The following is a 13,304-nucleotide window of genomic DNA, read 5'->3' on the forward strand; positions in this document are numbered from 1 at the left end:
CGAATCGCTCGACGGCTCTTCTTCGGAGCCTTGCGGCGCGGCGATCCAGCATCCGCGGACATTGAGTCCGCTGCCATTTTGTGTAATGATATCCATTCTCATTTAATTGAAGCGGGCGGCGCGCGACTCGGTTGCGTGCCGCCCGATGTTTTGTGCGAATGGAAGCCGAAGCGTGAACGCGCCCGAATCGATCGAAAAACACTCCGGCGTCGTGCTGCCGTATCCGGGCCCGCCGCGAAAGCTCGACGAATCCGAGCTGGCCGAACGTCGCCGCCGCTCGCGGCGCGCGACGTTCATCAAATGGCTGCGCAAGGTGCACGGCTGGATCGGCCTGTGGGGCGCGGTGCTCGGCCTCCTGTTCGGCGTGACGGGTGTGCTGCTCAATCACCGCGCGCCGCCGCTCAAGATCTCGTCCGGCGAGCCGCAGGTGAGCCAGATCCAGCTCGCGCTGCCGTCGCCCGCGCCCGCGACGCCTCATGCAATGGCCGCGTGGCTCCGGCGCGAGCTCGCGTTCGACGGCCGGCTCGGCCGCGTCCGAAAGGATTCGGCGCAGCCCGTCGCGTGGGGCGATCGGCGCGTCGAGCAGCCCGAGCACTGGCAGTTCGGCCTTTTCGGTCCGAGCCGCAACGTGCAGGTCGAGTACTGGAAGGGGAACGGCTACGTATCGGTGAAGCGCACCGACAACGCGTTCCTCACGACGCTCAACAACCTGCATCGCGGCGTCGGCATGAACCTGTTCTGGGTGCTGTTGATGGACACCATCGCTGGATCGATGGTGCTGCTGTCGCTGACGGGCGTGCTGCTGTGGACCGAGCTCAACAAGCGGCGCACGGTCGGCGTCATCCTCGTCGCCGGCTCGGTGGCCGCGGCGCTCGCGGCGGGGTTGACCTGAGCCGGGCACCTTCGGCCGCCGCCGTCCGGCGGCGGGCGCGGCGCGCCGGACGACGCTCGCCGCCGCGCTAGATCCCGCAAGCCACGCCGCTGTTCGCCTCGATTTCCCGCGCGGCCTTTGCTCCTTCGACTTGCAGGATCGTCGGCAACGACACGCCGTTTTTCGCCGCCGTCACCTCGGCGAGGATCGACACCGCGATCTCGGGCGGCGTGCGGCTGCCGATGTAGATGCCTGCCGGCCCGTGCAGCCGCGCGAGCTCCGCGGCGCTCAGGTCGAATTCGCGCAGCCGCTCGCGCCGCGCCTGGCTGTTGCGCCGCGAGCCGAGCGCGCCGACGTAGAACGCCGGCGTCTTCAACGCCTCCATCAGCGCGAGATCGTCGAGCTTCGGATCGTGCGTCAACGCGATCACCGCCGAGCGGCGATCGAGCCGCATGTCGAGCACGGTGTCGTCGGGCATCGTCCGCACGACGCGCGTGCCGGGCACGTCCCACGCATCCGTGTACTCTTCGCGCGGATCGCAGACGGTCACCTGATAATCGAGCCCCGCCGCGATCTGGCACAGGTAGCGCGACAGCTGCCCCGCGCCGATCACGAGCATCCGGTAGCGCGGCCCGTGGATCGTCACCAGGCGTGCGCCGTCGAAGTGCAGCCCGTCGGTCGCGATCGCGGGCGCGAGCGTCGCTTCGCCCGTCGCGAGTTCGAGCGTGCGCGTGACGAGCCGGCCGTGCTCGACCGCCTCGCACAGCGCGGCGATGCCGCTCGCCGGCGCGAGCGGCTCGAGCACGAGCTCGATCGTGCCGCCGCAGGGCAGGCCGAAGCGATGCGCCTCCTCGGCCGTCACCCCGTACTTGACCGCTTCGGGCCGCGTCCCGCTCGAAACGCCCGACGCCTGCACGCGCGCGATCAGATCGTCCTCGATGCAGCCGCCCGACACCGAGCCGACGACGAGCCCGTCGTCGCGCACCGCGAGCATCGCGCCTTCGGGGCGCGGCGACGAACCCCAGGTTCGCACGACCGTGACGAGCAGCGCGCGACGGCCCTCGTCGAGCCAGCGCGCGCTCGTTCGCAGCACTTCGAGATCCACGCTTTCCATGATGCGTCCCTGCGGCTTTCCGGCCGGCGGGAGAGCCGGCCGCTCGATGGCGCGATTATGGCGCGTCCGATGAAAGCGTGCAGGCGCGCTCGCGCGCGAAAAAAAACGCTCCCGGAAGCCGGGAGCGTTGCGTCTCGAGCGAAACGCGCGTTCGCGAGCGATGCGGCCGGCTCGCGGCGCGCATCGAGTGAAACGGCGCGTCAATGCTGCTGCGCGCCGTGCGCAAGCTTCGAGCGGCTGCGCGAGTAGGCGAAGTACACGAAGAGGCCGATCACGAGCCACGTCAGGAACGCGATCCACGTGACGGGCTGCAGGTTCAGCATCAGGAACAGGCACGCGGCGACCGCGAGGATCGGCACGAACGGCACGCCCGGGCAGCGGAACGCGCGCGGCAGGTCCGGGTGCGTGCGGCGCAGCACGAGCACCGCGATCGACACCATCGAGAACGCGGCGAGCGTGCCGATGTTGATCAGCTCGGCGAGCACGTTCAGCGGAATCAGCGCGGCGATCAGGCCGAAGAACAGGCCGACGAGCCAGGTCGTCAGGAACGGCGTCGCGAAGCGCGGGTGCACGCGCGACAGCGCGGCGGGCAGCAGGCCGTCGCGCGACATCGCGAAGATGATCCGGGTCTGGCCGTAGCTCATCACGAGGATCACGGTCAGCATGCCGATGACGGCGCCGAGATCGATGAAGCCCGCCACCCACTTCTCGCCCGCGACCTGCAGCGCGTACGAGATCGGGTGCGAGACGTTCGCGTACTGCGCCCACGGCACGATGCCCGTCGCGATGGCCGCGACCGCGACGTACAGGAACGCGCACACGCCGAGCGACGCGATGATGCCGACCGGCAGATCGCGCTTCGGATTCTTCACTTCCTCGGCGGCCGACGACACCGCGTCGAAGCCGATGAACGCGAAGAACATCACGGCCGCCGCGCCGAACACGCCGTTCCAGCCATGCGGCATGAACGGCTTCCAGTTCGCGGGCGTCACGTGGAAGATGCCGACCGCGATCACGAGCAGCACGACGGCGACCTTGATGAACACCATGATGTTGTTCACGCGCGTCGATTCGCGGATGCCGATCGACAGCAGCGTCGTGATGACGAGCATCACGAGAAACGCCGGCAGGTTGAAATAGGTGACGACGCCCGGCAGCGCGCCCGGCGCGGCGGTGAGCGCGGCCGGCAGCGACACGCCGAAGCCCTGCAGCAGCGATTGCAGGTAGCCGGACCAGCCGACCGACACCGCGGACGCCGCGAGCCCGTACTCGAGCATCAGGTCCCAGCCGATGATCCACGCGACGAGCTCGCCGAGGGTCGCGTACGAATACGTGTAGATCGAGCCGGCGACGGGGATCGTCGACGCGAATTCGGCGTACGACAGCGCGGCGAGGCCGCATGCGATCGCCGCGATCACGAACGACAGCATCAAGGCGGGGCCGGCTTGCACGGCGCCCGTGCCGGTCAGCACGAAGATGCCGGTGCCGATGATCGCGCCGATGCCGAGAAAGGTGAGGTCGACCGCGCCGAGCGCCTTCTTGAGGCCGGCCGCGTGCGCGCCGGCGATCATGCGGTCGACGTTTTTCTTGCGGAAAAGAGACATTGCGAGGGATTACCGGACGGCGCGGGGCGCGCGCCGGACAAGTGGAAAACCCGGCATTTTAGCGGATAAGACGCGCTTGCCCGCGCCGGACGATGCGCGATCGCGACGCGGGGCGCAAAAAAATCGCCCAATGAAAACAATTGCTTGCATCAATTGTCCGCCTGCGGCGCCGCGCCGCAGGGCGCGCACGCTTCGTATTCAGGCGGCCGAGGCCGGGCTGCCGCCGCGCCGCATTACGCGCCGATCGCCGGATTCATGTCGACGAGGCGGTTGCTCATCACATAGAACGTGAGTTCCGCGTTGTTCGACAGCTTCATTTTCTCGAGCAGGCGCGTCCGATAGACGCTGACCGTCTTCACCGATAGCGACAGCGCGTGCGCGATGTCCGTGAGCCGCTTGCCCGACGCGATCATGCAGAGCGTCTGGTATTCGCGGTCCGACAGCTTCTCGTGCGGCAGCGGCTCGTTCTCGAACGACACGTACTCGGCGAGCGCCTCGGCCATCGCCGGGCTCACGTACTTGCGGCCCGCGGCGACCTGGCTGATCGCCGACACCATCTGCGCGGCGTTCACGGTCTTCGACAGGTAGCCTGCCGCGCCGGCCTTCAGCGCGCGCACCGCGAACTGATCCTCGCGATACATCGAGAACATCAGCACCGGCGTGCGCGGCAGCCGGCGCTTCAGGCGCTTGAGCACTTCGATGCCGTTCATGTCGGGCAGCGAGATGTCGAGCAGAACCACGTCGAACTCGCCTTTCTCGACGATCGCGAGCGCCTCGCCGCCGCACTCGGCCTCCACGACTTCGCGTGCGATGCCGCGGTCGATCAGCAACTGGCGGATGCCTTGGCGGACGATCGCATGATCGTCGACGAGCAGGATCTGTAGGCTCATCGCGCCTCCTTGCGCACCCTGCGCGCGGCGGCCGGCGTGCGTGCGGCGACGAGCGCGCCCCAGGCGAAGCGCGCGCGCAGCGCGGTGCCCGCGCCGCCCGAGCGCGGCGAAGCGAACTCGAGCGTGCCGCCAAGCGCCTCGCAGCGTGCTCGCATGCTGCCGAGCCCGTAGCCGCCGCGGCGCCGCGTGGTCGCGATGCCCACGCCGTCGTCGGCGACGACGAGCGTGAGGTGCGTGTCGTCGACGTCGATCCGCACGTCGGCGGCCGACGCGTGCGCATGCTTGGCAACGTTTGCGAGCGCTTCCTGTGCGACGCGGAAGACGGCGAGCGCGCCGTCGGCGGACAGTTGCGTGACGCGCGCGTCGGCCGCGCAGACGAAGCTCGTGCGCAGGCCGGTGCGCGCGCCGTGCGCGCCGATCCATGCGGCGAGCGTGCCGACGAGCCCGGCTTCGAGCGCGGGCGTGCACAGGCCGTCGATCAGGCGGCGATTCGCGGCCGTCGCGGCGTCGAGCGCCTGTTGCGCGAGCGCGAGCGCGCGCCGGCAAGCGTCGGCCGCGTCGTCCGGCAGCCATGTGTCGACGTTGGCGAGCGCGAAGCGCGCGGCGGTGAGATCGGCGCCGAGGCCGTCGTGCAGTTCGCCGGCGAGATGGCGGCGCGCGGATTCGTCGGCGGCGACGAGCTCGGCGGACAGCTGCGCGACGCGCGCGCCGAGCCGCTCGGCGGTGGGCGCACGCGGGGCGGAGCGGGAAACGAAAGGAATGCCGACCTCGGACGCGAGGTCGCTCGACGACGAAGCGGGGACGCTTGCAGTCGACGGCGCAATAGACGGCGTATCCATGACTCTCCCTTTCTATTCAGAAAGCTATTCAGACACTTGCTAAAACGATTGCCGACCGACGCGGCGGGCAGGATTTGCCGGCGTCGCGTTAGCCTCGTACCGCGGAAACACTATTTACATCTTGTAACATTTGGTCTGGCACTGTAACAGCGCGTGGGACCGTTTTCACAGCGGCGCATGATATCGCAGAATTATAGGAAAAGTCATACCGGGCGGACATTTAAAGGCGATTGTTACATGTCGGGATGTTCCCGATGTAGGACAAACACCGACAGACAAATGCCGCAAACCAACGAGAACTTGTAACTATTCTGAGATACAAATATGACGTTTTGTAACTATGTTGCCAAGATCGGGCACAAAAAAACCGGAGCGCAAGGCTCCGGTTTTTGATGTCGATTAAGAATCGGGGGTCAGTCGACGAACGCGCGCTCGATCACGTAGTGACCGGGGGCGCTGTTCTTGCCTTCGACGAGGCCCGCCTTCTTCAGCAACTCGGTCGTGTCCTTCAGCATCGCGGTGCTGCCGCACAGCATCACGCGATCTTGCTCGGGCGAGAACGGCGGCATGTCCAGATCCGTGAACAGCTTGCCGGATGCGATCAGATCGGTGATCCGGCCTTCGTTCTCGAACTCCTCGCGCGTGACGGTCGGGTAGTAGACGAGCTTCTCGCGGATCACGTCGCCGAGGTACTCGTGGCCCGGCAGGTCGTGCTTGATGTAGTCCATGTACGCGAGTTCGCCCTTCAGGCGGCACGTGTGCGTGAGGACCACCTTGTCGAAGCGTTCGTAGATATCCGGATCGCGGATGATCGACATGAACGGCGCGAGGCCCGTGCCCGTCGACAGCATCCACAGCGTCTTGCCGGGCAGCAGGTTGTCGGCGACGAGCGTGCCCGTCGGCTTCTTGCCGATCAGAACCGGATCGCCGACCTTCAGGTGCTGCAGCCGCGACGTGAGCGGCCCGTTCTGCACCTTGATGCTGAAGAATTCGAGATGTTCTTCGTAGTTCGGGCTCACGATGCTGTAGGCGCGCGTGAGCGGCTTGCCGTCGACTTCCAGGCCGACCATCGTGAACTCGCCGTTGTTGAAGCGCAGGGCTTGGTCGCGGGTGCAGGTGAAGCTGAACAGCGTGTCGGTCCAGTGGTGGACGGACAGGACGGTAGCAGTGTCGAATTTGCTCATGGATTCGGAAACAGGCGCGTATAACGGGCCCCAAAGCGGGCCCAAACCGAGGGCGTCGGCCCGATCGCGGGATCGGCCGGCCGGCGCGCCGGACACGCGCCTTCTCGATCAGAGACGATTGAGGAACTTGTCATTTTACCCTGCTCGAGGCAAGCGCGCGCTTGATCCCCGTGGCGCGCGCGGATTTGGCGCAACACATGCGCTTCGGCGACCGTCATCGGTCCGCCGCGAGCTTTGCGCCGAGGCCGACGAGCGCCGTGCCGCACAGCGCGTCGAGCGGGCGCCGCACGCGCCGGTAGCCGCGCCGCGCGCGCGGGTTCGCGAACAGGTACGCGACGCCGCAATACCAGCCGCCCGACATCGCGCCGATCGCGAGCAGCGTCGCGCCGTTGAACCACAGCGGCACGTGCGCGGGCATCATCGCCGCGAACACGCTTGTCCAGAACGCGCACGATTTCGGGTTCGTCAGGCACGTGAAGAGGCCCGTGCGGTACGCGCGCAGGTAATCGCGCATCGCGGGCGGCGGCAGGCGCGCGCCGGCGTCGTCCGAGCGGCCGGCCGCCGGCGCCGGTTCGCGCCGCCGCGCTCACGGCGTATCCAGCCGCAGCCGCGCGACGTACGGCAGATGGTCGGACAGCCATGCGGTCTCGTCGCCGGGCGCGCGCCATTCGAGCGGCGTCATCCCGCGCACGAACATCTTGTCGAGCGCGAGCGCGGGCGAGAACGCCGGAAACGTGCGGCCCGACTCGCCGAGCAGCGTCGCCACTTCCGACAGGCCGATCTCGCCGAACAGCGGGATCGAATCGTTGCGCCAGTCGTTGAAGTCGCCCGCGAGCACGAGCGGCCCCGCGCCCGCGTTGCGCTCGATCCAGTGCGCGATCCAGTGCATTTGCCGCAGCCGAGCGGCGCGTGTGAGCGCGAGGTGCGCGCACAGCAGCGTCACGGGCGCGCCGCCCCCGAGCGTCGCGCGCGCGACGAGCAGGCCGCGGCGCTCGAAGCGGTGCGCGGAGATGTCCCAGCGGCCGCCGAGATCGAGCGGATGCGGCGAGAGGATCGCGTTGCCGTGCCGCCACGACGGCTTGAACACGTTGGGCCCGAGCGCGATCTGCCAGTCGAGCGCGTGCGCGATCTCGGTTGCTTGGCAGTGCCAGATGTCGTCGGCAGGCTCCGTCATCGGCGTGCCGAAGCCGGACGCGAGCACCGGACGCGGCATGCGCCGCGCCATCGCTTCCTGCAGGAAATAGATGTCCGCGTGCGTCGATTCCACCCAGTTGCGCATCGCGTTCCACGCGGTGAAGCCGAGCGGCGAGCGCCCCTTGTGCAGATTCCAGCTGACCGCGGTGATCTCGTTGGCGACGGGCAGCGGCTCGGCGAGCGGCACGGTTTCGGGAACATGCATGGCCGATCAGTCCTCGACGACGCGTGCGCGCACGCGGTAGACGAGCTGCGGCTTGCGCTCGGCGAGCGTCCAGTCGGTCCACTGCGCGGCGCGCGCGGCGAGGCCGGGGTGGCTTGCGACGATTCGCCGCGGCGGCGGGAACGTGCACGGCGCGCCGGCGGACGGCGCAGCGCCTTCGTCGGCGAACGTCTCCTGCGCGTCGATCGCGAGCGCGACCGCGCCGTCTTCGACGTACAGCGGCGCGACGGTGATCGTGCGCGACGGGACGGAGCCGGGCGCGTCGGCCGACGCGGCGGACGCGCCCGTTGCGGCGCAACCCGCCGCGGGCGCGACGGGAAAGCTGTGCGTGTCCGTGCGGGCCTGGCCGACGGTGGTTTTCTGCTCGAACGAGTCGATCGTCTGGCCGTCGCGTACCACCTGGATCTCCCAATCGATCACGGGCTGCGGGCCGCTTTGCGCATGCGCGACGAGCGCGGCGCCGGCAAGTGCGCCCGCGGCGCAGGCTTCGAGCACGAATTTCCCGGCGCGGGCGAGCCGGCGGGCGGGACAGGCGGACATCTTACGCTTAAACGAAATCATCGAACTTCCGACCGCGCGGGTTTTTGCTCGGTTCATCTTTTGCGCGCGGCGCCGTTATCGGGGACATCGACGACATGTGCGCGACGCGCGGATTTTTCAAGCGTCGGGCGACGCGACAAACAGGCGCGCCGACGGCGCGAGCGGCGAGTGCATCGGCGTCGCGCGCGGCGCGCAGGCGCTGCGGACCGCCGATGGCGGCGCGATGCGCGACGTAAACACTCGATCATACGCGCGGCGCGTGCCGCGTGCAGCATCGCGAGCATGTTAGCAGCAGACCCCGGCGGCTGCTTGCTTGCGCGGGATTTCGGGCTCGCTACACTGAAATCGACGGGGTCTGATGGATGGGCGGTAGCAAGGCGAGGTGGGCGATGACGACGGCGATGGTGAAACAGGAATTGGCGGTGGCTTCGTTCAGCACGGTCTACGATATCGAGCGAGTCGAGACGGCGCTGGGCGATCTGAATGAGGGCGCGAGCGATGCGCTGCGCGCGACTTACGAGAAGATGCTGAAGACGGGCAACCTGCGCTTTTGCGTGAAACCGACGCGCATGCCCGCGTTCGATTCGCTCGCGGAGGAATTGCCGAACTTCGCTGAGCCGCTCGACGACGTGCGCAAGCAGGTGGCGCTGTGCCTCGAAACCGACGACCGCCTCGAATTGATGCCGATCCTGCTGCTCGGCGAGCCGGGCATCGGCAAGACGCATTTCGCGAAGGCGCTCGCGAAGATGCTCGGGACCGCTTATCACTACGTGCCGATGAGCTCGCTGACGGCGGGCTGGGTGCTCTCGGGCGCGTCGTCGCAGTGGAAGAACGCGAAGCCGGGCAAGGTGTTCGATGCGCTCGTCAACGGCTGCTACTCGAATCCCGTGATCGCGATCGACGAGATCGACAAGGCGGGCAGCGACGCGCAGTACGATCCGCTCGGCGCGCTGTATGCGCTCCTCGAGCACGACACCGCGTGTGCGTTCGTCGACGAATTCGCCGAGGTGCCGATCGACGCGGGCAACGTGATCTGGATCGCGACCGCGAACGACGCGAGCGCGATTCCCGAGCCGATCATGAACCGGATGAACGTGTACGAGATCGAGCCGCCCGACGCGTCGGGCGCGCGCCGCATCGCGCAGACGATCTACGGCGAGATCCGCAACGCGCACGCATGGGGGCAGCGCTTTCCCGGCGCGCTCGGCGACGACGCGCTCGACGTGCTCGCCGCGATGCCGCCGCGCACGATGCGCCGCGTGCTGCTGCACGCGTTCGGCGCGGCGCGGCTCGACGGGCGGGACGCGATCGCGCCGCGCGACATCCGCACCGACGAAAGCGCGGGACGCCGCCGTCCGATCGGCTTTTGACGGCCGCCACGCGCACGCGCCGCGCGACGTACAATCGAAGGCCCTGTCTTCGAAGCGTGAGCGAAGCGAATGACGATGGAGCGGATTGACTGTGTGGTGATCGGCGCCGGCGTTGTCGGCCTCGCGATCGCGCGCGAGCTGGCCGCGCGCGGACGCGAGACGCTGATCCTGGAGGCGGCCGACGCGATCGGCACGGGCACGAGTTCGCGCAACAGCGAGGTGATCCACGCGGGGCTCTATTACCCGCGCGGGTCGCTGAAGGCGTCGCTGTGCGTGCACGGGCGAGACCTGCTGTACGACTTTTGCGACACGCACCAGGTGCCGCACCGGCGCTGCGGCAAGCTCGTCGTCGCGACCTCGCCCGCGCAGGCGAAGCAGTTGAAGGCGATCGCCGCGCGTGCGGAAGAAAACGGCGTGCTCGATCTGCTGACGCTGTCGCGCGACGAGGTGCAGGCGCTCGAGCCCGAGCTCGAATGCCTCGAGGCGCTGTTCTCGCCGAGCACGGGCATCGTCGACAGCCATCAATTGATGCTCGCGCTGCTGGGCGACGCCGAGCGCGACGGCGCATCGTGCGCGCTGCGCTCGCCGGTCGATTCGATCGACGCGGCGGGCGGCCGCTTCGTCGTGCGCACGGGCGGCGATGCGCCGACCGCGATCGAGGCCGCGTGCGTGATCAACAGCGCGGGGCTCGGCGCGCAGGCGCTCGCCAAGCGCATCCGCGGGCTCGATTCGCGCTGGGTGCCGCCGCTCTATCTCGCGCGCGGCAATTACTTCGGCCTGTCGGGCCGCGCGCCGTTCGCGCATCTCGTCTATCCGGTCCCGGACCGCGCCGGGCTCGGCGTCCATCTGACGCTCGATCTTGCCGGCGGCGCGCGTTTCGGGCCCGACGTCGAATGGATCGACGCGCTGCGCTACGACGTCGATCCGCGTCGCGCCGACTCGTTCTACGCGTCGATCCGCGCGTATTGGCCGGGATTGCCCGACGGCTCGCTTCAGCCGGCTTACGCGGGCATTCGCCCGAAAGTCTGCGGGCCCGGCGAGCCCGCCGCCGATTTCGTGATTCAGGGTGCGGCGCAGCACGGCGTGCGCGGGCTCGTGAACCTGTTCGGCATCGAGTCGCCCGGGCTCACCGCGGCGCTCGCGATCGCGCAGCGCGTCGGCGAAATGGCGGCGCGCACGCCGCATGCGTAGGTCGCGTGGAGATTTCTTGTTTTCGATCGGCTTATCTTCGGAATTTCAGGCGACACATCGGGGCGCATGAGCGGTATGCTTGTGCGCTGCTGCCGCTAGAGCAGCGACAACCCACAATGTTGGAGCGAATTCCCATGAAAACGTCCCGCCGGAGTTTCCTGATCACGAGCGTCGGCGCCGTGTCGGCGCTCGCGCTCACGCGCGAAGCGTTCTCGGCCGATCTGCCGATGCTGTCCGAAACCGATCCGACAGCCGTCGCGCTCGGCTACAAGGCCGACGCCACCAAGGTCGACAAGGCGAAGTTCCCGAAATACGCGGCAGGCGAAATCTGTTCGGGCTGCATGCTGTATCAGGGCAAGAAGGGTTCGGCGTCGGGGCCGTGCGGCGCGTTTCCCGGCAAGCAGGTATCGGCGAAGGGCTGGTGCAACGCGTTCACGAAGATGGCGTGACGCAAGCTTCACGCGGCGCGGCGCCCGTGTCGCGCGCGTCGCCTCGCATCGAAGCGGAAAAACACCCGCCGTCCGAATGACGGCGGGTGTTTTTTTATTGCTTGAAATCGATTCCCCCGCTTTCTACACTCGCTCCACGGCGCGGCGTTCGCCTTTTTCGGCGACGCTATCCGTGCGCGACGCGCGATATACGACGACATCACGAACGCACGACGACAGCGAGGGGCGAGGATGGCATCCATTGCGGCTTCGACGAAAACGGCGGGACATGCGCTGAACCGGCGCGCGGTGGCGGCGGCCGTGATCGGCAACGCGCTCGAGTGGTACGACTTCACCGTCTTCAGTTTCATGACGGTCGTGATCGCCCAATTGTTCTTTCCGACCAGCAACGAATATTCGTCGCTGCTCCTCACGACCGCGACGTTCGGCGTCGCGTTCTTCATGCGGCCGATCGGCGGCATCGTGCTCGGCCTCTATGCGGATCGCGCGGGACGCAAGGCGGCGTTGTCGCTCGTGATCCTGCTGATGACGCTCGGCATCTTCCTGATCGCGGTCGCGCCGCCGTATGCGGCGATCGGCATCGGCGGGCCGCTTCTCATCGTGCTCGGCCGCCTGTTGCAGGGCTTCTCCGCGGGCGGCGAATTCGGCAGCGCGACGGCGCTGCTGATCGAGGCCGCGCCGTTCTCGCGGCGCGGCTACTACGGCAGCTGGCAGATGGCGAGCCAGGCGGCGGCGCTGCTGTTCGGCTCGCTCGTCGGCGCGGCGGTGACGCGCGGCCTGTCGACCGAGGCACTGCATGCGTGGGGCTGGCGCGTGCCGTTCCTGATCGGGCTCGTGATCGGGCCGGTCGGCTTCTATGTGCGCCGCCATCTCGTCGATTCGGAAGCGTTCCTGCAGGCGCGCGAGCGCGGCGAGCGCGTGACGCTTCGCGAAGTGTTCGCGCGGCATGGGCGTGCGGTGGTATGCGGGCTCGGCGCGGTGATCGCGCTCACCGTCACCGTCTACGTGCTGATCAGCTATCTGCCGACCTTCGCCGTCAAGCAACTGAAGCTGCCTTACGGGCAATCGTTCTACGCGGTGATCATCGGCAACCTGCTGCTGACCGCGCTGTCGCCCGTCGCGGGCGCATGGTCCGACCGGATCGGGCGCAAGGGGCTCTCGCTGTGGGCGCTCGGGTTCACGCTCGCGTTGATCTATCCGCTGTTCGAGTGGCTCGACGCGTCGCCGAGCATTGCGCGGCTGATCGTCGTGCAGGCGGTGCTGTCGGTGACGCTCGCCGGCTACTACGGGCCGTTCGGCGCGATGATCGCCGAGCTCTTTCCGGCGAACGTGCGCTCGACGGGGCTGTCGCTCGCGTATAACGTCGCGGTGATGGTGTTCGGCGGCTTCGGCCAGTTCATCGTCACGTGGCTCATCAAGACCACGGGCACGCCGCTTGCGCCGACCTATTACGTGATGGCGGGGCTCGCGCTGTCGCTCGTCGCGCTCGCGTTCGTGCCGGCGAGAAGCGGCGATCTCGATTGATCGGCGCCGGCGGCCGCGCCATGCCGGCGGCCACGCCATCGCGCCGCGCTGCCGGCGCCGCGCGATGCGTGCGCCCGGCCGGCCGCGCCGAGAAACATCATGCGATCCGCAACAGTCGCGCTCCGAATCGGTTCGATCTCCGAAGACCTTTACGAAAATACGAAGCTATCAGGGATAACGCTGATCTCGGCGCGTCGCGCCGATTCGGCTCGGCATCGTGTGCGCTTCGTCCCGCAAAGCAGTGCATTTCCTTGCAATTGACGATCGCGAGCGTATAACGGACGGTTTTTTCTCCAGCTTGTTCCTCTTAC

Annotated in this window: 12 protein-coding genes and 1 pseudogene; 5 read left to right on the forward strand and 8 right to left on the reverse strand. The window is 68.0% G+C overall.

The genetic code is table 11. The features are described from left to right. Positions 1-172: 172 nt before the first annotated feature. Positions 173-892 (forward strand): PepSY-associated TM helix domain-containing protein, encoded by a 720-nt coding sequence (locus BTH_RS13250; RefSeq protein ID WP_009893494.1) that lies wholly within the window; start codon positions 173-175, stop codon positions 890-892. Positions 893-959: 67 nt separating this feature from the next. On the opposite strand, the gene BTH_RS13255 is transcribed toward BTH_RS13250, so the two are convergent. The 8 genes and pseudogenes from BTH_RS13255 to BTH_RS13290 all read right to left on the reverse strand — a co-directional run bounded on the left by BTH_RS13255 (position 960) and on the right by BTH_RS13290 (position 8,480). After that, positions 960-1,985, reverse strand: coding sequence for an XdhC family protein (locus BTH_RS13255; protein WP_009893493.1), 1,026 nt, complete (start codon positions 1,983-1,985; stop codon positions 960-962). 200 nt (positions 1,986-2,185) lie between these two features. Beyond that, positions 2,186-3,589, reverse strand: coding sequence for an amino acid permease (locus tag BTH_RS13260; protein ID WP_009893490.1), 1,404 nt, complete (start codon positions 3,587-3,589; stop codon positions 2,186-2,188). A gap of 233 nt (positions 3,590-3,822) precedes the next feature. Continuing rightward, positions 3,823-4,479 (reverse strand): response regulator transcription factor RqpR, encoded by a 657-nt coding sequence (gene rqpR, locus BTH_RS13265; protein WP_009893489.1) that lies wholly within the window; start codon positions 4,477-4,479, stop codon positions 3,823-3,825. Then, the gene (locus BTH_RS13270; protein ID WP_009893487.1) at positions 4,476-5,318 is read right to left on the reverse strand and encodes a sensor histidine kinase; all 843 of its coding nucleotides are present in this window, start codon (positions 5,316-5,318) and stop codon (positions 4,476-4,478) included. Before BTH_RS13270 ends, rqpR begins: the two co-directional genes overlap by 4 nt. Positions 5,319-5,731: 413 nt before the next feature. Further along, positions 5,732-6,502: a ferredoxin--NADP reductase gene (locus BTH_RS13275; protein WP_009893486.1), complete on the reverse strand. Its 771-nt coding sequence runs from the start codon at positions 6,500-6,502 to the stop codon at positions 5,732-5,734. Between the two features lie 214 nt (positions 6,503-6,716). Further along, positions 6,717-7,082: pseudogene (locus BTH_RS13280) on the reverse strand (LysE family translocator); the annotation flags it as partial. Positions 7,083-7,088: 6 nt separating this feature from the next. Continuing rightward, complete coding sequence (locus BTH_RS13285) at positions 7,089-7,901, reverse strand: endonuclease/exonuclease/phosphatase family protein (RefSeq protein ID WP_009893482.1); 813 nt, start codon at positions 7,899-7,901, stop codon at positions 7,089-7,091. Positions 7,902-7,907: 6 nt separating this feature from the next. Then, the gene (locus tag BTH_RS13290; protein ID WP_025404061.1) at positions 7,908-8,480 is read right to left on the reverse strand and encodes a hypothetical protein; all 573 of its coding nucleotides are present in this window, start codon (positions 8,478-8,480) and stop codon (positions 7,908-7,910) included. Positions 8,481-8,848: 368 nt separating this feature from the next. Here BTH_RS13290 and BTH_RS13300 point away from each other — a divergent pair, with 368 nt between their 5' ends. From BTH_RS13300 to BTH_RS13315, 4 genes are all read left to right on the forward strand, one after another. After that, the gene (locus BTH_RS13300; RefSeq protein WP_009893480.1) at positions 8,849-9,829 is read left to right on the forward strand and encodes an AAA family ATPase; all 981 of its coding nucleotides are present in this window, start codon (positions 8,849-8,851) and stop codon (positions 9,827-9,829) included. Positions 9,830-9,898: 69 nt separating this feature from the next. After that, positions 9,899-11,020, forward strand: coding sequence for an NAD(P)/FAD-dependent oxidoreductase (locus BTH_RS13305; RefSeq protein ID WP_009893479.1), 1,122 nt, complete (start codon positions 9,899-9,901; stop codon positions 11,018-11,020). A 134-nt stretch (positions 11,021-11,154) separates the two neighbouring features. Continuing rightward, complete coding sequence (locus BTH_RS13310; protein WP_009893478.1) at positions 11,155-11,469, forward strand: high-potential iron-sulfur protein; 315 nt, start codon at positions 11,155-11,157, stop codon at positions 11,467-11,469. A gap of 231 nt (positions 11,470-11,700) precedes the next feature. Further along, positions 11,701-12,993, forward strand: a complete 1,293-nt coding sequence (locus BTH_RS13315) for an MFS transporter (protein ID WP_009893477.1) — start codon at positions 11,701-11,703, stop codon at positions 12,991-12,993. Positions 12,994-13,304 lie beyond the last annotated feature (311 nt).

Source organism: Burkholderia thailandensis E264 (assembly GCF_000012365.1).
Classification (GTDB): Bacteria; Pseudomonadota; Gammaproteobacteria; order Burkholderiales; family Burkholderiaceae; genus Burkholderia; species Burkholderia thailandensis.